Source organism: Pseudobutyrivibrio sp. 49, assembly GCF_900100545.1.
In the GTDB taxonomy this organism is placed as follows: domain Bacteria; phylum Bacillota; class Clostridia; order Lachnospirales; family Lachnospiraceae; genus Pseudobutyrivibrio.
In genome coordinates this window covers 24933-48115 of record NZ_FNDP01000002.1, presented here as the reverse complement: position 1 = coordinate 48115, position 23183 = coordinate 24933, and the positions used below count along the sequence as shown (strand labels likewise).

Genomic DNA, 23183 nt, shown 5'->3' with positions numbered 1-23183 from the left:
TCCCTTGAGGTGATTATGAAAAAAGAAAATATTAAATGGTTCATCATTTTACACATTATTATTGTCATTATATCTGCCAGCAGTATTATTGCTAAGGCAGCAGGCAAGTATCCATTCCTTAGTTTTAAGTGGATTCTTCTTTATGGTTGTGTTGTTGCTATTCTTGGATTTTACGCCATCGCATGGCAGCAGGTAATCAAGCATCTTCCTCTTATCGTGGCATACGCCAACAAAGCGGTTACTACAATCTGGGGACTTGTTTGGGGATTAATGATAACCCATGAGCAGATTACTTTCCAGAAGATTCTTGGCGCAGCGATTGTAATCGTCGGAGTATACTTTGTAGTTTCTGGCGACGAAGATGTGTCAGGTAAATCTGAGGAAAAGATTGAGGAGGTAAAGAATAATGCTTAAGTACGCACTTGTTATGCTTACAGGCACATTCATTGCTTCCTGTTCGCAGATTATTTTAAAGAAGGCAGCTGAGAAGGAATATCCTAGCAAGATTGCTGAGTACATGAACCCAATGGTTATCGGCGCATATTTCTTCTTCTTCGGTGCATCACTTTGTTCAGTACTTGGCTACAAGGTGGTTCCACTTTCAATCGGACCAATTCTTGAGGCAACAGGTTACATTTGGGTAGCTATCCTTGGAAAGATTTTCCTTAGCGAGAAGATTAGCAATAAGAAGGCATTGGGTCTTGTTATAATAATTGTAGGTATTGTTGTCGCTGCAATGGGAGCATAAGCTCCAGTAGATGAGGTGATAGTATGAAAAGTATCGCAATTATGGGTGCCAGCGGGCACTGTAAAGTACTTGCAGACATGGCGCTTCTAAATGGTTATGATGACATTGTTTTCATCGACAAGAATCCAGAAATCGACATGCTTGCTGAATATCCAGTGGCAGATGAGGACACCGATTTAGATTATTATATTGAGCATCATTACGATTTTATCGTAGGTATCGGTGATGGCAAAATCAGACGAAAAGTTCAGGAGATGCTTGAGGAGAGAGGCGCTGATATTGTAAGCCTCATTCATCCATCAGCTGTAGTTGCCTATGATGTGAAAATTGGCGATGGTACAGCAGTTATGGCTGGAGCAGTTATCAATCCAAGCACGGTAATTGGAAAAGGCTGTATCATCAACACATCAGCTTCTGTAGATCACGACAATATGATTGGAGACTATGTTCATGTTTCTGTAGGTGCTCACACAGCAGGCACAGTAACAGTAGGTGATAACAGCTGGCTGGGCATCGGCACCATCGTAAGCAACAATATTGACATCTGCGCTGACGCATTCATTTGCGCAGGCGGAGTAGTAGTGAAGAAGCTCACAAAGCCTGGCAAGTACGCAGGTGTACCAGCTAGGTTTGTGCCGATATAAAAAAGAATATGAATTTGGCAGGACAGAGTCCTGCCTTTTTTATTAATAAAAAAGCCAGAATGATTTTTATAATCATTCTGGCTAAATTTATTATGATAATGCCTGCTTAATATCTGCAATCAAATCAGCGCTATCCTCAAGACCACATGAAACACGGATAAGACCTGCTGGGATACCAGCAGCCTCAAGCTGCTCATCTGTCATCTGACGATGTGTAGATGTTGCTGGGTTTAAGCAGCAGCTTCTAGCATCAGCTACATGAGTCTCAATAGCGATAAGCTTAAGCTTCTTCATAAAGCTCTCAGCAGCTTTTCTGCCACCCTCAAGCTCGAATGAAACTACACCACAACCTCCCTTTGGAAGATACTTCTGTGCAATCTCATAATACTCATCACCTTCAAGACCTGGATATGTAACCTTCTTAACCTCTGGCTGCTCAGATAAGAACTTAGCAACAGCAAGACCGTTCTCAACGTGGCGAGGCATACGTACATGAAGTGACTCAAGACCAAGATTTAAGATGAAAGCATGCTGTGGAGATTGGATGCATCCAAAGTCTCTCATAAGCTGAGCTGTACACTTTGTGATAAAAGCACCTTCCTTGCCAAACTTCTCAGCGTATGTGATGCCGTGGTAGCTGTCATCTGGAGTACAAAGACCTGGGAACTTATCAGCGTGAGCCATCCAGTCAAACTTTCCAGAATCAACGATACAACCACCTACCGCTGCGCCGTGTCCATCCATGTACTTTGTAGTAGAGTGTGTAACAATATCTGCACCCCACTCGATTGGACGGCAGTTTACAGGTGTAGGGAATGTGTTATCTACGATAAGTGGAACACCATGCGCATGAGCTGCCTTGGCAAATTTCTCAATGTCTAAAACTGTAAGAGCTGGGTTTGCGATAGTCTCACCAAATACGGCACGAGTGTTGTCCTGGAAAGCTGCATTAAGCTCTTCCTCAGTAGCTTTTGGAGAAACGAATGTCACATCTATTCCCATTTTCTTCATAGTAACAGCGATAAGATTGAAAGTACCACCATAGATTGATGAAGATGCTACGATGTGGCTACCGCACTCGCAAATATTGAAAAGTGCAAAGAAGTTTGCAGCCTGTCCAGATGACGTAAGCATTGCTGCTACACCACCCTCGAGTTCTGCAATCTTTGCAGCTACATAATCATTTGTAGGGTTCTGAAGACGTGTGTAGAAATATCCACTAGCCTCTAAATCGAAAAGCTTGCCCATGTCTTCACTTGTATCATATTTGAATGTTGTAGACTGAACGATAGGAATCTGACGAGGCTCGCCATTTCCTGGAGTATATCCAGCCTGCACACATTTAGTTCCAATTCCATTACTCATCCTAAAAATCCTCCTTTACGAACTTCTTATACTTTAGCACAATAAAGAGCTGATTTCTATGGGAAAAGTTACATTTCCAAGTCATGATTTGGTATTATATAAATATTAGATATAAGAAGGGATATAGTACATGCTTTTCAATTCATATATATTCATTTTTCTATTTTTGCCAATCTGCATAATCGGGTATTTTCTTATCAATAAAACAGGAAAATATCGTTTGGGGCATGCCTTTTTGTTAGGAATGTCTTTGTGGTTCTATGGCTATTTTAATCCAGCCTATCTGCTAATTATTATCGCAAGCGTATGTATCAATTACACATTTTACACGCTTATGAAACGCATGCAAAAGCAGACCATGCTTGAAGCAGTTACTGAAAATGATGAGCTTCAGAATCTGGCGAGTGCATCAATCGGAAGATTAAAGAAATGTAAGCCAGTTATGTTTTTGGCTGTAGCTGTGAATCTTGGAATAATCGGCTATTTCAAGTACATGGATTTCTTCATTGAAAACGTGAATGCCATCGCAAAGACTGACTGGCCACTTATGCACATTGTGCTTCCACTTGGTATCAGCTTTTTCACATTTCAGCAGATTTCATTCGTGGTGGACACCTACAGAGGTGAGGTGCCAACTTACGATTTCCTGACATATGCATGTTATGTTACATTCTTCCCACAGCTGGTTGCCGGACCTATCGTCACACACGACGAGATGATTCCACAGCTGATGAATCCAGCTAAGAAGCGCGTGGACTGGAACAATATGGCCATGGGATTTTACATGTTTGCCATGGGTCTTGCGAAGAAGATTTTGATTGCTGATGTTTTCGGTGTGGCTGTTAATTGGGGCTATGAGAATGTGCCTGAGCTGAAGGCTACAAATGCCATTCTTATTGCTATCGCTTATTACTTCCAGATTTACTTTGATTTTAGTGGTTACTGCGATATGGCTATTGGACTTGGTAAGATGCTAAACATCGACCTTCCAGTAAACTTCGACAGTCCATACAAATCACTGTCTATTGCTGAGTTTTGGAAGAGATGGCACAAGACTCTTACAAGATTTTTTACCCGCTACGTATACATTCCACTTGGTGGAAATCGTAAGGGAAAAGTGCTTACACTTGTGAATATCTTCATCGTATTTTTCTTGAGTGGATTGTGGCATGGTGCTGCATGGACCTTTGTGCTCTGGGGTGTGATGAACGGAATCTTTGTCATCATCAACAGAATCTTTAAGAAGCAGTTTGACGCTATGCACCCAGCCCTTGGTTGGATTATCACACAGACATTTACCTGTCTTGCTTGGGTATTCTTTAGAGCAGAGACTATCAGTGATGCCGTGGAGGTTATTAAGCAGATGCTTTATGTGGATTTTACAAATATTGATGTGAATATCCTCTATGCATTCCAGACATCACCGTTGAAATACTTATTGGATGGTACGCCAGTGACCCACTCATTGCCATTTATTTATGTGGGCATTTATTATTTCCTTGCGTTGATACTTGTGCTTGGCTTTAGAAATTCTCATGAGAGAATGATGATGTTTAAGCCAAACGTAAAGAATATGCTTTGGACTGCGGTATTGTTGGCGGCAAGCGTGCTATCCTTCAGTGGAATAAGTACATTTTTATATTTTAATTTTTAGGAGCTCGAATGAAATCTAGAAACTGGTTAATTGGTTTGCTTTTAGCTGTAGTCCTACTTCTTGGTGGGGTGGCTTCAGTGATTATATATGTGGATCCATATTTTCACTATCATGGTCCACAGGCAAATCTTTACTATGAACTAAATAATGAGCGAAGCCAGAATGATGGTATCATTCGCCATTTCAAATATGATGGGATGATTATAGGAACCTCCATGGCTGAGAATTTCAAGACCAGCGAAGCGGAAGAGCTTTGGGGCGGTACCTTTATAAAGGTCCCATTCGCTGGAGGTACCTTCAAGGAACAGAACGACAACATCGCCAAGGCTATCAAGTGTAATCCGGATTTGAAGGTAGTTATTCGTACATTGGACTATGCTTATTTTATGGATGATGCTGACAAGGTTAGAGATGACCTGGGTGATTATCCAGAGTATCTTTACGATAATAATCCTTTCAATGACGTAAATTATATTTTTAACAAGGATATCTTTTATAAAATCTGCCTTCCTATGCTTGATGATGCAAGACACGGAAAAGCAGCAGGAATCACATCCTTTGATGATTATGCCAACTGGATGGAGGGAAAGGAGTTCGGACCTGATGCGGCTCTCTTGGGTCGTACAGAATACAAGGCGCCAGAGAAGGTTCAGCCATTTGTAGATGAAGTAAAGGAAATGGTGAAGGCCAATATTACCCAGAATGTAACTGACCTTGCCAAGGCAAATCCGGATATAGATTTTTACTATTATGTCACACCATACTCTGTGGCATGGTGGGGCTCACAGAAGGAATTAGGAGTAATGGACCGTTGGTTTGCCGTGGAGCAGTACGCCATCGAGCTTATGCTGGAGTGTGATAATATTCATCTTTATTCCTTCAACAACGAATTTGACGTAACATCAAATCTGGATAACTATAATGATGAGTGCCACCACGGAGACTGGATAAATTCTCAGATTTTAGGATGGCTGTATAGTGGAACAGACCAGTTGACTAAGGAAAATTACAAGGATTATCTTGCAATCGAGTGCGACTTCTATAGAAATTTTGATTATGAGGGGCTTTTATAATGTTTGAAATTAAAGGGATTGAAAAAAGTTATGGAAAGCATCAGGTTCTGCAGGGCGTAAGCTTTACCCTGGGACCTGGTGAGATAATTGGAATATTGGGAGCAAATGGCAGCGGTAAGAGCACACTGCTATCCATTCTTGCGGGATTAGAGCGGCCAAATGGCGGCTTTTTTTGTATTGATGGAAAGGATTTGCTGAAAGATTCCAAGCTGAGGAATAACACATTGGCTTATATTCCACAGGAGAATCCGCTGATAGAGGAGCTAAATGCTTGGGATAATCTTAGAATGTGGTATAGCAGGGCGGAGCTGGATAAGGAGCTAAAGAATGGCATGTTGAAGCTTCTTAGAATCGATGAATTCCTGAAAGTTCCTGTTAGCAAGATGTCAGGTGGAATGAAGAAGCGTCTTACTATCGGCTGCGCCATGAAGGGAGGACCAAAGCTAATGCTCTTGGATGAGCCTACAGCAGCTCTTGATATGGTGTGCAGGAATGAAATCTATGATTATTTTGAAAGCTACAGAAGCAGTGGTGGTGCAATGATAATTTCCACGCATGAGATTCAGGAGATTGAGCTTTGCAATAAGTGCTTTATTTTGAAGGGTGGAGTGCTTCATCCATATACTTATGATGGTGATTTACAGCATTTGATTGGGATACTGGAATAATGAGATTTGGGGATTATTTTATCGTACAACTGAAAAGAGTGCTGAAGCTGTTGCCTGGAATTTTGATAATGACAGTGATAGTAGGTCTAGTAGTGGGAGCTATAGGCTATGCTGTGGTAAACAGCGATAGCTACAAGGATCAGCAGATGAGATACAAGCTTGGTATTGTTGGTTCCACCGAGGATGACATGCTGACAATGGGGGTAAACCTGCTTGAGAACAATGATGACAGTAAGCTAATGCTTGATATCCAGCAGTTTGATAATGAAGGGGAGGCCAGGGATGCTCTTAGAAGTGGAGAGATTTCAGCCTATGTTTTAGTAAGCGACGAATTCATAAATTCGTTGAATGCATTATCTAATGATATAAGTTTAGAATATTTTGCCACATCGGGACAAAGAGGCATAACTGGCATCATGATGGATGAACTAGCTGATATTGCATCTGAATTGGTTGTAAGTTCAGAAAAAGGATTACTAGCACTTGAGGCAGAAATGAAAAATGCAGGATTTCCGTCAGAGGCTGTAAACCCTCAGATTGACCAGCTTTTACTGCTTTATGTAGGGGCAATGTTAGCTAGAGGAGATATGGTAGAGTTTTCTGAGCTCGGTCTTGCCAATGGGCTTACAACACCCGAATATTACAGCATTTCCTTAAGCTTATTTTTCTTGCTTTTGATGTCTTTTTGTAGTGTCAGTTTCTTCCTTGGCAAGAAAAATGCTACCTATCAGTTTATCAGCGCAAAAGGTCTTGGAGCGGGTTGGCAAGTTGTGGCAGAATTTTTTGCCTACTTTTTAATGAATCTTTTTTGTGTGGAGTTGATTATATTTTTTGTGAGAAGACTTTCAGGACTTGGAATGCTTACTTTACAAAACATCGAAATTATTGGAGATACATTTCTTATTAAATCAGAGTTTAATATTATAATTGTGGTTTTGCTCTTCTCGGCCCTGGGATTTTTCATTTTTGAGATAGTAACAGGGGTTATAAACAAGTTTTTGGCAGCTTTTATACTATATATTGGCATGGCTTATATATCAGGATACTTTTATCCGAAGTCATTTTTCCCAGATATACTTCAAAAAGTAGGAAGGATTCTTCCAACAGGTGTGGTGTTCACTTACATGGAAGGATTACATAGGGAGTCATTTTCATCATTAGTTTCAAGCAAGATGATTGTGGGAGAATATATCAGCCTTCCAAAATATATATTTATAATGGCAGGCTACACAGTGATTTTTGTATTAGGAGCAATTGTTAACAGGAGACGTAAGATTAGAAAATGAGATATCTACTTTTACTGAAAAGATTTTTCAGAAAGAAAAGCTACATATTGATGCTTCTATTGGTACCTCTTATGGTATTTCTATTAAAGGAAGTTGGCCATGGTCAGAATAGTATTATGTCTATTGGAGTCTATATTCCAGGAGAGGATGCCAGCTCTCAGGCGTTAAGAGAAAACCTTGAACATGAAACCGGTGCTATTCAATATCAGTTTTATGATTCCGAAGATGACTTGAAATCAGACGTGGCAAATCAGATTCTTACGGAAGGGTGGATTGTACCAGAAGATTTAGATGCATTGGTGCAGCAGGTGGCAAGCAATCAGTATCCATCAGAGCGAGTACAGGTAATAATCCGTGAAGCTGGACTCTCACATCTTTTGGGCAAGGAAATAATCTGCAGTCGAATCTATCCATCAGTGGCAAAGCAGCTTTTGATAAACTATATGCGCTTAAGTATTTCAGATGGAGAAATGTCTGCGGAGCAGATTTCTCACATAGAAAAGAGCTTTGACAGCTTTGGTCTTTCTGACAGTTTATTCAAGGCAAGCTATATGGATTCCTCTGAGATGAATGAAACGCCAGTAATTTTGATGCCACTTAGAGGTATTCTTGCAATGTGGTTGATGCTTTGCGGAATTGCCACATCCATGTATTATCTGGAAGATCAGGAAAATGGTTTGTTTATCTGGTGGCATTCGAAGATGAGATTCTGCAGAGATTTGGGTTATTACACTGTAGCTTTTATAGCACCTTCTATAATAACTGTAATCAGCCTTATTTACAGTGGCACCTTTACTACTGCGACAAAAGAGCTCCCTGCCTTGATTTTATACGTGTTGGCAACTATTTTCTTTTCGATGGCATTACGCATCATAGGATCTGGCAAGAAGTTTTTGGGAATGTTAACTCCAGCTTTAATTATTCTATCAACGCTCTTGTCTCCAGTGTTTGTGGATTTGAAGTCACTTAGGCAAATACAAAAATGCTACCCAGCTTTTCATTACCTGAGCAGCATTCATGATACATATTATATGGTTTCTTTACTTATTTACACGATATTCCTTGGGGGTCTTGTTATACTTCTCCTTAAACTTTCTGTTAAAGTGCGACAGGTTCTCAAAGCCGACCTGCTGTGAGATATCCAGGATGGTATCCTCTGTAGCAAGCAGCAGGCGGGCTGCCATGGATAATCTATAATCATTCAAATAAGTAATGAAGCTGACGCCAAAGGTTTCCTTAAAGAATCTCATAAAGTGGGACTCAGAAAAGCCAGCCCTGTCAGCCATTTCAGCCACAGTCATTTGTTCACTATAATGAAGCTCTACATATTTAATGACTGGCTTCAGCTTATCTATTTTTTTCTTATTAGAAGAATCAATCTTCTTTTCGTAAAGAGTCACCAGATCAAACAACAATAGATAAAGATTTCCTTTTATGGCAAGTCCCCAGGCACCCTCCCGGTGGCTGGAAATGTTGTCGTTGCTATCAAGATATTTTCGGATACTCTCGTAGCCGGCAATGCCGTGTCTAAAGATGTGAGGCACTTCTACAGTATTGCCGAAAAAAGGTAGCAGAAAAGTATCAAAAAAGTCATCGGTGCTGGAAGAAAATAATTTTCCATCAAATAGGATGTTTTCGTATTCCATGGAATCATCCTTGTTCTGAAAGATTCCATGAACAGTGCCAGGAATAATAAAAGCAATATCCCCAGTGTTCACTATATGTTCATCTCCATCGATTACAATAACCCCTGAGCCTTTCTTTATATAAATGAATTCCACATCCTCGTGCCAGTGCAGAGGCACGCTTTCAAAGTCCAGTGGGATTGTGCAAGGGTAGGTGTTGTACGGTATGTTGTAGTCAAAGTGACTGACGTTTTCGTGTATGGCTTGATACTCATTAATATTAATCATGATAGAATAGTATCACTTTTTAATAGAATTTCGCAAGTAAAATCGAATATCTTAGCAGTATACTCTTATTATCATATGAATTCGAACGTAACAAGGAGGATAAACATGACAGCAAATGAGTACATCAAGGTAAGATTTGGCAGACACATGGACCAGTGTACAAATGAAGAGATTTACATTGGTTTATTGGAGTATGTAAAGGATAAGGCCCAGGATAAGGAAATCAAGGGCGGCAAGAAGAAGCTCTACTATATCAGTGCAGAGTTCCTTATTGGAAAGCTTCTTTCAAATAACTTAATTAACCTTGGCCTATACGATGAGGTTAAGGCAGAGCTTGAGGCTTGCGGAAAGTCACTTGCAGAGATTGAGGAAATCGAGGTTGAGCCTTCACTTGGTAACGGTGGTCTTGGAAGACTTGCAGCTTGCTTCCTTGATTCAATCGCAACACTTGGCCTTAATGGTGATGGTGTAGGTCTTGCATATCACATGGGTCTTTTCAAGCAGGTGTTTGAAAACAATCTTCAGAACGAGGTTCCAAATCCATGGATGTCTGAGCATAGCTGGATGACAAAGACAGACAAGACATATCAGGTTGATTTCGGTGGCTTCAACGTTCAGTCAAGAATGTACGATATCGACGTAACAGGTTATGACTCAGTATCTACAAAGCTTCATCTTTTCGATGTTGAAACAGTAGATGAGAGTATTATTAAGGATGGAATCAACTTCGATAAGGGTGAATTTACAAAGAACCTTACACTTTTCCTTTATCCAGATGATTCAGACGATAATGGTAGATTGCTCCGTGTATATCAGCAGTACTTCATGGTAAGTAACGCAGCTCAGCTCATCTTAGATGAGGCAGTTGAGAAGGGCTCAAACCTTTATGACCTTGCTGATTACGCAGTTATTCAGATAAATGATACACATCCATCAATGGTTATCCCTGAGCTTATTCGACTCCTTCAGATTCGCGGGCTTACAATGGACGAGGCTATTGATGTGGTTTCTAAGTGTACTGCCTACACAAACCACACAATCCTCGCAGAAGCTCTCGAAAAGTGGCCAATCCACTTCATGATGAAGGCAGTTCCACAGCTCATGCCTATAATTCGCGAGCTCCACAACAGAATCGCAAAGAAAGTAAGTGACCCAGATGTAGCCATCATCAAGGATGACCTTGTACACATGGCACACATGGATATCCACTATGGTATCTCAATCAATGGTGTTGCTGCACTTCATACCGAGATTCTTAAGGAGACAGAGCTTAATAAGTTCTACAAGCTCTATCCAGAGAAGTTCAACAACAAGACAAACGGTATCACATTCCGTCGCTGGTTATTATATTGCAACCCAGAGCTTGCAAAGCTTATCGAAGAGCTTATCGGACCAGGCTTCAAGAAGGATGCTACAGAGCTTAAGAAGCTTGAGCAGTTCATGAATGATGATGCAGTTGTTCAGAAGTTCCTTGATGTTAAGAACACCCGTAAGACTGTTCTTAAGAACTATCTTGCAAAGACACAGGGAATCGAGATTGATGACAACTCTGTTTACGATATTCAGATTAAGAGACTTCACGAGTACAAGCGTCAGCAGATGAATGCACTTTATGTAATCAACAAGTACTTTGAGATTAAAGAGGGCAAGAAGCCAGCTCGTCCAATCACTGTAATCTTCGGTGCAAAGGCAGCTCCAGCTTACGTTATCGCAAAGGATATCATTCACCTTATCCTCTGCTTACAGGAAATCATCGCAAAGGATCCAGAGGTTAGCCCATACCTTAAGGTTGTTATGGTAGAAAACTACAACGTTACACTTGCTGAGAAGCTTATCCCAGCTTGCGATATTCACGAGCAGATTTCACTTGCATCTAAGGAGGCATCTGGTACTTCAAACATGAAGTTCATGCTTAACGGTGCAGTTGCTATCGGTACAATGGACGGTGCAAACGTAGAGATGCACGACTTTGTAGGCGATGATAACATCTTCATTTTCGGTGAGGATTCAGACACAGTAATCAAGCGTTACGCAGATGCTTCTTATGTATCACGCGACTACTATGAGAAGGATGCAAACCTTAAGAAGTGTGTAGACTTCATCGTATCTGACAAGCTTGTGGAAGTTGGTCATAAGGAGAACCTTGAGCGTCTTTACAATGAGCTCCTTAACAAGGACTGGTTCATGACATTCCCAGACTTTAAGGATTACTGCGAGACAAAGGAGAAGGCTTACAAGGCATATGAGAACCGCACAGAGTGGGGCCGTAAGATGATTAAGAACATTGCAAACGCAGGCTTCTTCTCATCAGACAGAACAATCGAGCAGTACAACAATGATATTTGGCATTTATAAAAAATGCGGGGTATTAAAGCCCCGCAATATAAGAATCCATATATTCAAACCTTTTAATCACATAATCCCTAAACTCAGATAGCCCAAGGCGTCGATCGTTATATAACCCCTCTGGCCAGCGTGCCTGTGTACGAGCGAAAGCCCCTGAGTTGTATATATCATCCTCGTAGCCATCCAGCGCTGCGAGGATGTTTTCGTTTGACCAGACATTTTCGCGTAGATATCTGTAACGCGCCTTTATATCAGAGTTTATCTGTGGGTCGTCAATTCCTTGCAAGGAATAAACAAGTCCCCATTCTACAGGCATATCATATGTGCTAGAAGAGTACTGACCTCCGGAAGATCCTTCGTAAACGTGACGCCAGCTTTGATCCATATCCCATGGTGTGATAAGAAGTTTTTTGCCTTCGATACCACTTTTACTGTCTTTTATGCAGACGTACATGTTTTTTGCACCGCCGTTTGCAACATTATCCACAGCTTCGGAAACTTTGTAATAAAGCCAAAGGTCGATGCCGTTGGTAACATCAGAACTCATCCTAATTACTTCCGGATAAGTGGAGTAGGTCATGTTTACATAAAGATTAAGAAGTGTTTGAAAATCCTCTATATCTCCGGCTTTAACAGCATATCCTGGCAAGACATAATCGCCGCCGGAACCATCGTAATACTCCTGATATTCAAGCTCGGTGTTGCGCTCGCTGTGAGTCCAATCCATCTTCTTGAAAAGTGCTTCATCCTCTTTCAGGTCAAATTCCTTTTTATCAAGTGGATAACACAACGCGTATAAACCATGGTAGTGATTGTTGATAAACAGCTCTAAAAATTTATACTCTGTGGAATTCGATACCTTCCACTCATTATCCTTGTAGAAGGTGTCATGCCAGAGATTCATGGAGAAGACATTACGAACCTTTTCATAATCCCTGTAACCGTTATAGAGAATCCAGTCATCATCCTTTCGAAGACCAAGTAAATCTTCTTTTACGCGTTCCCCATTAAAATCATTTTTATCTTTTAGAAGCGTGAGCCTGTAGCCCTTTGCAGGATTAGTGGAATTTGTCTGACCGCGTTTTCTAATCTTTGAATCTGATACAATTGTCCTGCTAGGACCATCAAAATCGGAACTGTTGTCATAAAGGTAGATAGAGCTAGCAGCATCAGTTTCTATGTCATAGGTCAGATCCAGTCCCTGACTATCAATGATATCCTGCCCAATTTCCACATTCATAATAGGAAGAGTGGTGCAAATCAGATTTGTAATGCTGACATTAGAACCCTGTATCAAAATTAATTGAAGTGGGGTATTTGATGCAATCTGTTCATAGGACATCTGATTTCCATAGAGAACAAGCTTTATACCTTCACCGGTGATAGTAACCTCCGGCGACAGCCCTTTATCTGAGCCTTCCAAAACTGAGTAGTAAAAAGTATTATCTACATCATCATATAAGAGCTTTTCATCGTTGAAATAAATTTCTGTGGTCAAAGGCACTTGGGATATATTAGACGATGATGAAAGAGCATTAAAATCTGACTCAGAAATATAAAGGCTATCCGTAGAGGAATAGCCTTCCTGAGGCTTCTGAGTTTTTGCGACCATAATTACAAAGGCCACAGAAATAACGATTAATAAAATTGAAATATGTTTTCTTTTAAGCAAAATAATTGCCTTTCTTAAATGATTTATTGCAGGCTATCAATATATGAATCCATGCATTTCAGTCGTTCCAAAACAAAGGTCTTGAAGTCTGTAAGACCTATCGCTTCCTCATAATAATTTCCATCAGGCCAACGATTCATAGTACGTTTGAATGCGCCGGAATCATAGATGGTTGATTCATAGTCATCAATCAGCGCTGACATTTCCTCGTCAGACCACTGAGTAGCACGAAGACTGCTATAGCGAGATTTTACCTGCGCAATAATATCTGGCTCTCCTTTTGCCATGAGGAAATAAACAGGACTCCATTCCATAGGTAAATCCCAATCAGGAGCATTGAAGTAGCTAGAAATGCCGTGAGAACCCTGACCATCCACAAAGCGATTTCCGAAGGTTTGATCCATGTCCCAAGGGGCAAATAAAACCTTGTAGCCAGCCATTCCTGTTTCAGAATGTTTAACACAGGAGAATAGATTCTTAACCTGATTCGCATATACGTTATCTACTGCCTGCGTGAGCTTATAAAAAAGCCATAGGTCTATTGCATTATCGATGTCGCAGGTGCTTCTGATTTCCGAAACATCCTCGGAATATGCCATGGTGTGATAAAGCTCATGAAGAGGCTCATAATCATCGGAAGTTCCGTATTCCACAGAATAGCCAGGCAGATAGTAGAAGCCGCCACCGCCTTCGTATTCAAAGTATTCCAAATCCTGAGAGAATTCGGTTCCAGACCAGTCCTTCTTTTTGAATAAGGATTCGCCATCTTTTATGGAAAATACCTTCTTATCCATAGGATAGGTAAGGGCATATAGTCCATGATAACGATTGTTAATGAACAGTTCGATGTATTTATACTGGTTTGAATTGGGCGCCTGCCATTCATTATTTCCGGCAGCCATATCGTGCCAAAGGTTCATACAAAATGGGGTGCGAATCTTTTCATAATCTGAATAGGCGGAGAAGAGAATCCAGTCATCATCCTCTCGAAGTCTCAGAAGATTTGCTTTGTTCTTTTTGTCAAAATCATCAGCATTTTTGAGAAGCGACAAACGGTAGCTATGCTGAGGTGCGCCTATAGTAGTGCCACCTCGCATGTGGATTTTGGCAGAGCTGGTAGTAACTCTGGAAGCACCCTCAAAATCAGATTCATTATCGTAAAGATACATTTCGCAAGGAGCATAATCGCTGATTGCGTAGGTTTCATCAAGCCCCAATTCGTTTACCGTCTCAGCAGAAACAGAAATATTCATCACAGGAAGTGTGGTGCACGCGAGGGACGAAACACTCATGGAATCCCCATCAGTAAGAATGATGTCAATTGGAGTATTGCTTGAGATTGTCTCAGCAGAAAGTTTAGCCCCATGAGCAAAGACATTTATCTTCTTGCCAGTGCTTCCATCATTAAAAACAGTGATTGTAGGAAACTCACCATCCTCAGGCACAATAGAATAGTAGAAAATATTATCGTTATAATCATATATCAGCTGCTGACCATTCATCACTATTGAGGTAGAAAGTGGTGACTGGGAAAGAGTGTAGGAATGTAGCATAGAATCAAGCTTTTTATCGGAAATATAAAGGTCATCAAATTGTCTGGTAGTCTTGCCATGAGTGTAAAAATATAACCCACCGGACAAGACCAACAGAGAAATAATGACTACAAAAATGGAAACTTGTTTTCTATTTAAAATCATTTTATAATTGCCTTTCGAAATAGATATTATTATCATTATATCAATAAGTGTGTATTAAACAAATCGTAAATACGGAGAGGACAGAGAATTTGGAATACAGACATGAGCTGAAATTTCTGGTGTCCGAGATTACGTTGGAAAAGTTGAAATACAGGCTGAGTGCTGTTATGGAGATGGATGAACATCACAAGGATGATTTTTACACCATCAGAAGCCTGTATTTTGACGATTATTACGATAGCCTTTACAACGAAAATCTTGCGGGAACGGACAACAGGTATAAATATCGAATCAGGTATTACGGTGACAACAAGGACTACATCAATCTGGAAAAGAAGTACAAGCTTCGCGGCATGACAAAAAAGGTTTCAGAGCTTGTGGATGCCTCTTATGTGCAGAATTGCTTCGAGGCAGTGCCAGAGTCTGCTTCAGGACAGCTTACTACCGAGCTTTGGGCAGCATCTATAAAGACAGGTATGAAACCAAAATGCATCGTGGAATATGACAGATGCGCATTTGTAGAGCCAGTTGGTAATGTACGAATCACCTTTGATAAGAACATTCGCGGCAGTCTTGATGTGGAACGGTTTCTGGATTCAAAGACTGAATGCACCATACCAGTACTTCCGGCTGGGCAGCACATCTTAGAGGTTAAGTACGATGAATTCCTGCCAAGACACATTTTGCAGCTGGTAGATATCAACAACCTGCAAAGACAATCATTTTCAAAATATGCGACAATTAGAGAGGTGTTAGGATGAGTTTTACAGACGTAATTAAGAAATCAGTATTAGAGAATTTTAGTGCAGCAGATATGTCTGCTACAGCAATTTCAGTTATTTTGATTGAGACATTTATAATAGCAGCTTATATCTTTGTAGTATATAGATATGTAACCAGAACCACTTTTTACAACAAGGGCTTCGCAGTTTCCATGTCTATCATTTCAGTTATCACCGCAGGAATTATTTTGGCAATGCAGTCAAATCTGGTGATTTCCCTTGGTATGGTTGGCGCTCTTTCTATTGTAAGATTCCGTACCGCCATCAAGGAGCCAATGGATTTGCTTTTCCTTTTCTGGTCTATTGGAACTGGTATTGTGGTAGGTGCAGGGCTTTTTGCTATGGGTGTGATTATGGCAGCCTTTGTTACTATCGGCATTGTGATTTTGGATATGGTTCCAATGATGACATCACCTGAGCTTCTGATTGTAAAGGTGGAGGGCAGCGAGGCTGAAAAGCGCACAATGACAATTGTGGACAAATATGCAGACAAGAAGAAGGTTGATTCAAAGTCTGTAACAGCATACGCAACTACACTTATTATAGAAGTAAAAACAAAAGATGGCAGCGCAATGGTTGATGAGATTGCAGCAGTCGACGGAGTAACTACAGCTACGTTAATGAAACATGACGGAGAAGTGAAGTGCTAAGGCTTGAGACCGTAACATGCTGATATTGATTTTGAGTCTCCGTCATGTTAGAATACAATCTAGTGTGGCTCCATAGGAGCTTAGAAATTGGAGGATGTTTTAATGAGCACAGGAATTATCGTATTGCTTGTGATCCTGGTAGTAATGATTGCAGCATTGGTTGCTCTTTACTTTATGGGAAAGAAAGCACAGGCACGTCAGGAAGAGCAGAAGGCTCAGATGGATGCTGTAGCACAGCAGGTGTCTATGCTTATCATTGATAAGAAGCGCTTAAAGATGAAGAATTCAGGTCTTCCTGAGTCAGTTATTGCAGCTACACCTTGGTATGCTAAGAATTCTAAGATACCAGTAGTTAAGGCTAAGGTTGGTCCTCAGATGATGACTCTCATCTGCGATGCAGAGATTTTCGATGAGATGCCAGTTAAGAAGGAAGTAAAGGCTACTGTTTCAGGTCTTTACATCACAAAGGTTCGTGGTCTTCGCGGTGGCAATGCACCAGTTGATGCAAAGAAGAAAAAGGGTCTTAGAGCTTGGGCTTTGAATAAGCGCAAAGAGCTTGAAGCTGAAAGCAAGAAGAAGTAAAACGAAATTTAATTTGATATGAAAATGTCTAAAAAGTGTGTCATTTGTGTGACACACTTTTTTATTTTACTCAAAAATGTTAGACTATTCTTAACGTTTAAGGGGGTAAGATTATGAAGAAAATGCAAGTAAGAACTGTTCTGTCACTTGTTATGTTAGGTGCTGCTTTATCCATAGCTCCAAAGCTAAATGCAGAAGCAGCATACAATGATGAGCTTATGGCCTGCTCAAAGATTTTTGATGCAGATTATTATGCAACCATGTATCCAGATGCTGCAGCAGCATCAAACGGTAGCAAGCTATGGCTTTTAAATCATTATCTCAGAGTGGGAATCTATGAAGGCAGAAATGCTTCAGCAACCTTCAATGCGACAGATTACAAGAATAAAAATGCAGATTTGGAAGCATTGTATGGTGATTATCTTCCAGGCTATGCCTTCCATTATGCTTATTCAGGAAAGGCAGAAGGAAGAGATGCAACACCTTCTGTAGGAGCAGAGGTATCAGTTCCTAGTACCTACACACTTTTAGGTGTGTACGCAACAGAATATGATCCAGAGTCTGCCCGTGGTGGTAATATCCAGATTGCAGCATCACACGTAAATGGTACAGTGGTGGCGCCAGGTCAGACATTCTCGGCTAATAAGGCAATCGGTCCAAGAACACATGCCAATGGCTTTGTAGATGCACCAGTATTTATTAATAAGGAGCATGCAATCGGAGTTGGAGGCGGTGTGTGTCAGGTCTCTTCAACAATTTACGCAGCTATGAAGGTAGCTGGAGTGAAGGCCACCGAAAGACATCCACATTCACTTCCTGTTAATTATCTTCCTGAGGGATGGGATGCAACGATTTCAGGAAATGAGTTGGATTTGAAATTTAAAAATACATACGGCAAAAACCTTATTGTTTACGAGAATGCAGCAGGCGGAATTCTTACCGCGGCGTTATATTTAGAGAATTAATTTACATCCAGTGTAGAAATGTAACGATTTCTGTGATATACTATCCGAGGTATTTTGATTTATACGCGAGGATGATAGTTTTGAATGATGTTTTATTAAGTAAACAATCACCAGAGGTGGTGGAGCTTATTAAACAGATGGAGGCTGTCCGCAAGAAGGACAATGAAAAGTATGTCGATCTTGCGTGCGATCTGTTTGATATGGCTCAAGAAGAAGGCAACGAGGATTTGCGTAATTTTGCAAGTTGTACCCTCGGAGATGCCCTCTGTCAGAATAACGAGCTTTCTCAAGCTGTTTATTATTTATCTGCAGGCTTGCAGGGAATAGTAAACACTGATGAATATCGTTTGATTTGTCGTTGTTATAATGAAATGGGAATCATAATGCGGAGTGAGGGCCATTTCATAACAAGTCAGGAAAATTATATTAATAGTATAGATATGGCGAGAGCCCATCGTATGTATTTCCAGGAAGCAATTGCTTGCGGTAACTTTGCTTCTCTTTGTCAGGAAATGGGTGCGAGAAATGAAGCTCTTGAGTATCACTACAGAGCAATTGAGTGCTGTCAGTTCATCGAAGATGAAAAGCTCAAGAATATGCTTTTGGTAGAAGAGTATGGCAAGCTTACGATGCTTTATATCTTCAGAGGCGATTTGTTGCAGGCAAAGGCAATTCTTGAGGAGATGAATCAACTTGATAATGATTATCCAGATGAAAGTAATTTCTTTGGTGCTTCATTAGCCAGATGGTATTATTTTGATGCCATAAAAGAGCGTGAAATTGCAGAAATGTACAAGGATGAATGTATCAAAGCCTTTTATGACGTTTCAGATGTAGTACCTTACTTTGATGAAATTGAAGCGTTGGTACTCTTGCTGTTAGAAAAGCGAGAGTACATGGAGCTTGAACAGATTCTTGGTCATATTGATTTAAAGTCAGCAGAAGATGAGGTAATTAATATCCGACTTCGTTTGGAAAGCTGGAAAATCAAGATGTACGAGGCAGTTGGTGACAAGGTTAAGATAGCTCAGAGCTGTTATAACTACTATAGATACGATTCTATTAGGAATCGTACAAATAAGAAGTCATTTACTACAACTCTTCGTCTCAAGACAGAGCTTGTTCAGCAGAAGACAAAGAACCTGTTCTTATCTGCGCAGGCAGAGACTGATTCGCTTACAGGACTTGCCAATAGAATGAAGCTCAATAACGTTATCGACGAGCTATTTATGATGGCATCTGAAAAGGGTCAGAAGCTTGGCGTAGAGATGATGGACGTGGATTTCTTCAAGCAGGTTAATGATACCCACGGGCATGCTAAGGGCGATCAGCTTCTTGCAGCAATGGGCCGTGGATTTAGAGAAATCAGCGAAGATTTTGACAAGGTTTTCGTGGCACGTTATGGCGGTGACGAATTCATTCTCTATTATTATGATATGGAGGATGGCGAGATTCTTCTTGTGGCTGACCGAATAAGAGATATGGTTGCCAACATTGGTAAGGAGCTTGGACTAGATAAGATTTCAGTATCCCAGGGAATTGTTAACAGAGTTCCTGAGCCACAGAATAGAGCGTGGGATTATCTTAATGCAGCTGATTATGCTCTATATTATGTTAAGGAACACGGAAAGGCTAACGTGAAGCTTATTCACAATGGTTATGAGCTGGAAAACTATTTTGACAGCGTGTTCAAGAAAGATTAAAATATGTAATTAATTAGACAGAAGGTAGTTTAGTTGCCTTCTGTCAATTTATGTAAGGGGAAAAGGGAAATAATTTTATGGCAAAGCTTTATTTTTACTACGGTGCAATGGGTTCGTCAAAGACCGCAAATGCGCTTATGACACACTTCAATTATGAGGAGGTTGGACAGAATGCTCTTCTTGTGAAGCCTGCGGTGGACACAAGAGATGGGGAACGAGTTGTTCATTCCAGAATCGGTCTCGAGAATGAGTGCATCTTTCTTGAGGATCTTGTTGAAATGTCTGAGGACGAGATTAAGAAGTATGATTGCATCATTGTGGATGAAGTGCAGTTTGCTACACCTGAGCAGATTGATTATCTTTCAGATATAGTTGATTTTATGGACGTTCCAGTGGTGGCTTATGGACTTCGTGCAGATTTCCAAAATGAGTTGTTCCCAGGTTCTAAGAGACTCATCGCAATTGCCGATGTTATTCATGAGGTAAAGACAGTTTGCTGGTGTGGTCGCAAAGCTACCTGCAATTGCCGCTACAATGAGAATGGCGTAGTTCGCTCAGGCCCACAGGTTATGCTTGGAGCAAATGATTCGTACGTGGCGTTATGTCGAAAGCATTTTAAGCTTGGACAACTTAAGGATAATTAAGAGGTTTTTCGATAGATGACTTTTAGTTTACCAATAACTTTCATATTTCTACTATATTGTGTGTTCTGGATTCAGATTCCGGGAATGCTTTTATGCACAAAGCTCTTGCAGAGAAGATTCAAGTTTTCGACAAGACTTTTGGCAAGCTTTTTTATTGGTTTTATATACCTGGCAATTTTATATTTGATTGAGTCATTGACTGGTATCAAAGGCATAATAATGTTTGCTGGACCAGTGACATCAGCTTTTGGGATTTTTGTTTACTTCAAAAATGACAGACCATCTGTATTCAATGCGCTGGAGCGCTTTAGATGGACTTATGTGATTATCTTTGCATTTATATATGTGGTTTCAATGCTGAATTTCCAGTTTAAATACCTGTTTGCTCTGTCAGGAGCTACCACTCAGGTATACCATGATGCATTGTTCCACACGGGAAATATCGTATCGCTGAGCAGATCTTTCCCAAATACTGACATCAGAATTGAAGGACTTACATTCTATTATCATTATTTTTATGAATTGATTTTTGCCATGTGCAAGCACATCTTCGGGATGGATGCGTTCAAGCTGTACCTCAATGGAAATGCTATAATCTGCGATTTTCCACTGACAATGGCACTGATTACACTTGGCGATAGAATCAGAGGACTTAAAGAGGTTTCGCCTCTCAGATATTTCTTCTATTGTTCTGGCCTTTTGATTTCCGGAACTTGCATGCTACCACTTGTATTTGCAGGTGTTACACTTCCGGTATCATGGCTGGGCAATCACATTTTCAGCAACATAAATGCAATGGGACTTGCTCTTGCCATCACCATTCTTGTAATCGATGTGCTGGCAGAGATTTGGTACGACAAGCTTGCTGTTTCAAATCTCATTTTGTTGTTTATTTTTTCTGTGGCAGCCACAGGCTTTAAGGGCACCACAGCTACTATGCTTGTAGGTATCACATGGGCAGTGTTCGTTATAGAATTGGCTATCACTAGGAAATTCCATCTTCCAAAGTTATTATATAATGTAACTTTAACTTTGGGATTTGTGCTTACATACTTAACAGTTACTGTTGGAACTAATCCTTCAGGTGCTAACAACCGAGCAATGGTGGTTACAGCTCAGGGTACTCTTGAGGCAGGCAGAGTAGGACAGCTTTTCACTAAGCTTGGTCTTGATTACATGGCATTCCCATGGGTGGTTATTGCGGTGATTTTATCTATCATCTGCGTTTTGGGTCCTACGGTGATTACGTTCGTAGCCTTTACTGTAGAGAAATTAAGAGCACTCATTAAGGACGGTGTCATCGGAGACATTTTCGACTGGTTCGCCATTGGTATGGTGCTGATGGGAATTATCGGTTTTTCTGCTGTCAGCGTACCAGGGCTTTCTCAGGGATATTTCGTGATTACTGGAGCAGGACTACTGTTTTACTGTTCAGTAAGATATATGATTGAGCATCGTATGGAGCCTATTTTTAAGGTGATGCATGCCTGGTTTGTAATTGGAACCTTGCTGCTTGCAGTAGATGTGGTATATTTCTGCTACGCAGATGTTAAGCAAAACGCTGTTTATAAGCAGGAGGCTGGTGACAGAGCGGATTTAGTATCAGCAGATACCATGGAAGCTTATTTCTGGCTTAGAGACAACACTCCAGAGGATTCTGTTATTGCTGTAGACAGGCTTTCAGAGGAGCTGGATTACAGAAGCATTTACTTCTATGCCAGCGCTTTTTCTGAGAGACAGTGTTATTTGGAAGGCTACGATTATTCAGATATAGCTGAGGATCAGTTAGAAGCAAAGCTTTCGATGAATGAGAAATTTTACAGTGAAGATTTCTTTGAGGCTGATGCAGCCCTCGGGGTAGCGGGAGTAGATTATCTTGTGGTTACAAAGCAGAAACATCCCAATTATAAAGCAACTAGCAAAAATCTTAAATTAGTATTTAATAATTCAGAGGTAATGATTTACAAGTATGATTAATGATATCATCAAAAACAGAAAGTTAATAACAAAGCTTGCCAAGAACGATTTTAAACAGAAGTTTGCAGGCTCCACTCTCGGAGTTATATGGGCTTTTGTACAGCCTGTCATCACAGTGCTTGTGTATTGGATTGTTTTTGACAAGGCATTAAGTCAGGGCACTCAGGGTACAAAGGGCGGTATTGATGCACCATTTGTACTTTGGCTTTCAGCTGGTATTGTATCCTGGTTCTATTTCAGTGAGGTGCTCTCAGCTGGAACAGTGGTACTTCATGAGTACAATTATCTGGTTAAGAAGGTTGTATTTCCAATTAATGTGCTTCCTATCGTAAAGGCAGTTTCATCTTTGATTGTGCATGGCTTTTTCGTGTTATTCACACTTTTGGTAGCCTTTCTTTATGGCTTTGGATTCACACCGTATATTTTCCAGTGCATTTATTATTCTGCCGCTATGATGGTGCTGGTTATTGGATTGATTTATCTCACCAGTGCACTTTGTGTATTTTTTAAGGATATGGCTCAGCTCATTAATATCTTCCTTCAGGTAGGTATTTGGGCTACCCCAATCATGTGGAACTTTGATTATATGGTGCATAAGGGTTCAATTCCTCTTTGGCTTAACTATGTGCTCAAGCTTAATCCAATGTTCTACATCACCAGCGGATACCGCGACAGTATCATAGGACAGACTGGATTCTGGACACGTCCAGTACTAACAGCCTACTTCTGGGTTTTCACAGCCCTCGTGTTTATATTAGGTACACATGTATTCAAAAAATTACAGTCTCAATTTGCGGATGTTTTATAATAATAA

21 protein-coding genes are annotated in these 23183 nt (G+C 40.5%); 17 read left to right on the top strand and 4 right to left on the bottom strand.

Translation table 11 applies throughout. From position 1 onward, the window contains the following. The first annotated feature begins 15 nt into the window (after window positions 1–15). The 3 genes from BLP54_RS03565 to BLP54_RS03555 are packed head-to-tail and all read left to right on the top strand — an operon-like array spanning window position 16 to window position 1392. Complete coding sequence (locus BLP54_RS03565; protein ID WP_090166855.1) at window positions 16–414, top strand: DMT family transporter; 399 nt, start codon at window positions 16–18, stop codon at window positions 412–414. Beyond that, window positions 407–748, top strand: coding sequence for an EamA family transporter (locus tag BLP54_RS03560; RefSeq protein WP_090166853.1), 342 nt, complete (start codon window positions 407–409; stop codon window positions 746–748). The genes BLP54_RS03565 and BLP54_RS03560 overlap by 8 nt, the downstream gene beginning before the upstream one ends. A gap of 23 nt (window positions 749–771) precedes the next feature. Beyond that, the gene (locus BLP54_RS03555) at window positions 772–1392 is read left to right on the top strand and encodes an acetyltransferase (RefSeq protein WP_090166850.1); all 621 of its coding nucleotides are present in this window, start codon (window positions 772–774) and stop codon (window positions 1390–1392) included. 90 nt (window positions 1393–1482) lie between these two features. On the opposite strand, the gene BLP54_RS03550 is transcribed toward BLP54_RS03555, so the two are convergent. Further along, window positions 1483–2757, bottom strand: a complete 1275-nt coding sequence (locus BLP54_RS03550) for an O-acetylhomoserine aminocarboxypropyltransferase/cysteine synthase family protein (RefSeq protein WP_090166848.1) — start codon at window positions 2755–2757, stop codon at window positions 1483–1485. Window positions 2758–3001: 244 nt separating this feature from the next. Between BLP54_RS03550 and BLP54_RS03545 the strand changes: the two genes are divergently transcribed. The 5 genes from BLP54_RS03545 to BLP54_RS03525 are packed head-to-tail and all read left to right on the top strand — an operon-like array spanning window position 3002 to window position 8574. Beyond that, a complete protein-coding gene (locus tag BLP54_RS03545) occupies window positions 3002–4411 on the top strand; it encodes an MBOAT family O-acyltransferase (protein ID WP_242870622.1) in 1410 nt (469 codons plus the stop codon). 8 nt (window positions 4412–4419) lie between these two features. Beyond that, a complete protein-coding gene (locus tag BLP54_RS03540; protein ID WP_090166843.1) occupies window positions 4420–5484 on the top strand; it encodes a hypothetical protein in 1065 nt (354 codons plus the stop codon). Continuing rightward, complete coding sequence (locus BLP54_RS03535; protein ID WP_090166841.1) at window positions 5484–6152, top strand: ABC transporter ATP-binding protein; 669 nt, start codon at window positions 5484–5486, stop codon at window positions 6150–6152. The genes BLP54_RS03540 and BLP54_RS03535 overlap by 1 nt, the downstream gene beginning before the upstream one ends. Then, window positions 6152–7438: an ABC transporter permease gene (locus BLP54_RS03530; protein ID WP_090166839.1), complete on the top strand. Its 1287-nt coding sequence runs from the start codon at window positions 6152–6154 to the stop codon at window positions 7436–7438. Before BLP54_RS03535 ends, BLP54_RS03530 begins: the two co-directional genes overlap by 1 nt. Further along, window positions 7435–8574 carry an ABC transporter permease gene (locus BLP54_RS03525; protein WP_090166837.1) on the top strand — a complete coding sequence of 380 codons (1140 nt, stop codon included), beginning with the start codon at window positions 7435–7437 and terminating at the stop codon, window positions 8572–8574. Before BLP54_RS03530 ends, BLP54_RS03525 begins: the two co-directional genes overlap by 4 nt. Here BLP54_RS03525 and BLP54_RS03520 read toward each other — a convergent pair. After that, window positions 8479–9351, bottom strand: a complete 873-nt coding sequence (locus BLP54_RS03520; protein ID WP_090166835.1) for an AraC family transcriptional regulator — start codon at window positions 9349–9351, stop codon at window positions 8479–8481. The genes BLP54_RS03525 and BLP54_RS03520 overlap by 96 nt on opposite strands. Window positions 9352–9456: 105 nt before the next feature. Between BLP54_RS03520 and BLP54_RS03515 the strand changes: the two genes are divergently transcribed. Next, window positions 9457–11706, top strand: coding sequence for a glycogen/starch/alpha-glucan phosphorylase (locus BLP54_RS03515; protein WP_090166833.1), 2250 nt, complete (start codon window positions 9457–9459; stop codon window positions 11704–11706). Between the two features lie 13 nt (window positions 11707–11719). Here BLP54_RS03515 and BLP54_RS03510 read toward each other — a convergent pair whose 3' ends face one another. After that, window positions 11720–13369 (bottom strand): CotH kinase family protein, encoded by a 1650-nt coding sequence (locus tag BLP54_RS03510; RefSeq protein ID WP_090166830.1) that lies wholly within the window; start codon window positions 13367–13369, stop codon window positions 11720–11722. A 23-nt stretch (window positions 13370–13392) separates the two neighbouring features. Further along, on the bottom strand, window positions 13393–15066 hold the full coding sequence (locus tag BLP54_RS03505; RefSeq protein ID WP_176754453.1) for a CotH kinase family protein: 1674 nt from the start codon (window positions 15064–15066) through the stop codon (window positions 13393–13395). A gap of 89 nt (window positions 15067–15155) precedes the next feature. On the opposite strand from BLP54_RS03505, the gene BLP54_RS03500 reads away from it, so the two are divergent. The 8 genes from BLP54_RS03500 (at window position 15156) to BLP54_RS03465 (ending at window position 23177) form a co-directional block, all read left to right on the top strand. Further along, window positions 15156–15827: a polyphosphate polymerase domain-containing protein gene (locus BLP54_RS03500; RefSeq protein WP_176754452.1), complete on the top strand. Its 672-nt coding sequence runs from the start codon at window positions 15156–15158 to the stop codon at window positions 15825–15827. Beyond that, window positions 15824–16498 (top strand): DUF4956 domain-containing protein, encoded by a 675-nt coding sequence (locus BLP54_RS03495; protein WP_090166822.1) that lies wholly within the window; start codon window positions 15824–15826, stop codon window positions 16496–16498. The genes BLP54_RS03500 and BLP54_RS03495 overlap by 4 nt, the downstream gene beginning before the upstream one ends. A 102-nt stretch (window positions 16499–16600) precedes the next feature. Continuing rightward, window positions 16601–17080: a hypothetical protein gene (locus BLP54_RS03490; RefSeq protein ID WP_090166820.1), complete on the top strand. Its 480-nt coding sequence runs from the start codon at window positions 16601–16603 to the stop codon at window positions 17078–17080. Between the two features lie 113 nt (window positions 17081–17193). Then, window positions 17194–18045 carry a VanW family protein gene (locus BLP54_RS03485; RefSeq protein ID WP_090166818.1) on the top strand — a complete coding sequence of 284 codons (852 nt, stop codon included), beginning with the start codon at window positions 17194–17196 and terminating at the stop codon, window positions 18043–18045. Window positions 18046–18125: 80 nt separating this feature from the next. After that, window positions 18126–19748: a GGDEF domain-containing protein gene (locus BLP54_RS03480; protein ID WP_176754451.1), complete on the top strand. Its 1623-nt coding sequence runs from the start codon at window positions 18126–18128 to the stop codon at window positions 19746–19748. A gap of 77 nt (window positions 19749–19825) precedes the next feature. Then, window positions 19826–20392: a thymidine kinase gene (locus tag BLP54_RS03475; RefSeq protein ID WP_090166815.1), complete on the top strand. Its 567-nt coding sequence runs from the start codon at window positions 19826–19828 to the stop codon at window positions 20390–20392. 15 nt (window positions 20393–20407) lie between these two features. Next, complete coding sequence (locus tag BLP54_RS03470; protein ID WP_090166813.1) at window positions 20408–22369, top strand: hypothetical protein; 1962 nt, start codon at window positions 20408–20410, stop codon at window positions 22367–22369. Next, window positions 22362–23177 (top strand): ABC transporter permease, encoded by an 816-nt coding sequence (locus tag BLP54_RS03465; protein WP_090166811.1) that lies wholly within the window; start codon window positions 22362–22364, stop codon window positions 23175–23177. The genes BLP54_RS03470 and BLP54_RS03465 overlap by 8 nt, the downstream gene beginning before the upstream one ends. Window positions 23178–23183 lie beyond the last annotated feature (6 nt).

What these genes read in the sequence shown, in the direction of transcription:
- BLP54_RS03565 (WP_090166855.1), top strand. Translation starts at nt 16, where the DNA reads ATGAAAAAAGAAAATATTAAATGGTTCATCATTTTACACATTATTATT.
- BLP54_RS03560 (WP_090166853.1), top strand. Translation starts at nt 407, where the DNA reads ATGCTTAAGTACGCACTTGTTATGCTTACAGGCACATTCATTGCTTCC.
- BLP54_RS03555 (WP_090166850.1), top strand. Translation starts at nt 772, where the DNA reads ATGAAAAGTATCGCAATTATGGGTGCCAGCGGGCACTGTAAAGTACTT.
- BLP54_RS03550 (WP_090166848.1), bottom strand. Translation starts at nt 2,757, where the DNA reads ATGAGTAATGGAATTGGAACTAAATGTGTGCAGGCTGGATATACTCCA.
- BLP54_RS03545 (WP_242870622.1), top strand. Translation starts at nt 3,002, where the DNA reads ATGTCTTTGTGGTTCTATGGCTATTTTAATCCAGCCTATCTGCTAATT.
- BLP54_RS03540 (WP_090166843.1), top strand. Translation starts at nt 4,420, where the DNA reads ATGAAATCTAGAAACTGGTTAATTGGTTTGCTTTTAGCTGTAGTCCTA.
- BLP54_RS03535 (WP_090166841.1), top strand. Translation starts at nt 5,484, where the DNA reads ATGTTTGAAATTAAAGGGATTGAAAAAAGTTATGGAAAGCATCAGGTT.
- BLP54_RS03530 (WP_090166839.1), top strand. Translation starts at nt 6,152, where the DNA reads ATGAGATTTGGGGATTATTTTATCGTACAACTGAAAAGAGTGCTGAAG.
- BLP54_RS03525 (WP_090166837.1), top strand. Translation starts at nt 7,435, where the DNA reads ATGAGATATCTACTTTTACTGAAAAGATTTTTCAGAAAGAAAAGCTAC.
- BLP54_RS03520 (WP_090166835.1), bottom strand. Translation starts at nt 9,351, where the DNA reads ATGATTAATATTAATGAGTATCAAGCCATACACGAAAACGTCAGTCAC.
- BLP54_RS03515 (WP_090166833.1), top strand. Translation starts at nt 9,457, where the DNA reads ATGACAGCAAATGAGTACATCAAGGTAAGATTTGGCAGACACATGGAC.
- BLP54_RS03505 (WP_176754453.1), bottom strand. Translation starts at nt 15,066, where the DNA reads ATGATTTTAAATAGAAAACAAGTTTCCATTTTTGTAGTCATTATTTCT.
- BLP54_RS03495 (WP_090166822.1), top strand. Translation starts at nt 15,824, where the DNA reads ATGAGTTTTACAGACGTAATTAAGAAATCAGTATTAGAGAATTTTAGT.
- BLP54_RS03490 (WP_090166820.1), top strand. Translation starts at nt 16,601, where the DNA reads ATGAGCACAGGAATTATCGTATTGCTTGTGATCCTGGTAGTAATGATT.
- BLP54_RS03485 (WP_090166818.1), top strand. Translation starts at nt 17,194, where the DNA reads ATGAAGAAAATGCAAGTAAGAACTGTTCTGTCACTTGTTATGTTAGGT.
- BLP54_RS03475 (WP_090166815.1), top strand. Translation starts at nt 19,826, where the DNA reads ATGGCAAAGCTTTATTTTTACTACGGTGCAATGGGTTCGTCAAAGACC.
- BLP54_RS03470 (WP_090166813.1), top strand. Translation starts at nt 20,408, where the DNA reads ATGACTTTTAGTTTACCAATAACTTTCATATTTCTACTATATTGTGTG.
- BLP54_RS03465 (WP_090166811.1), top strand. Translation starts at nt 22,362, where the DNA reads ATGATTAATGATATCATCAAAAACAGAAAGTTAATAACAAAGCTTGCC.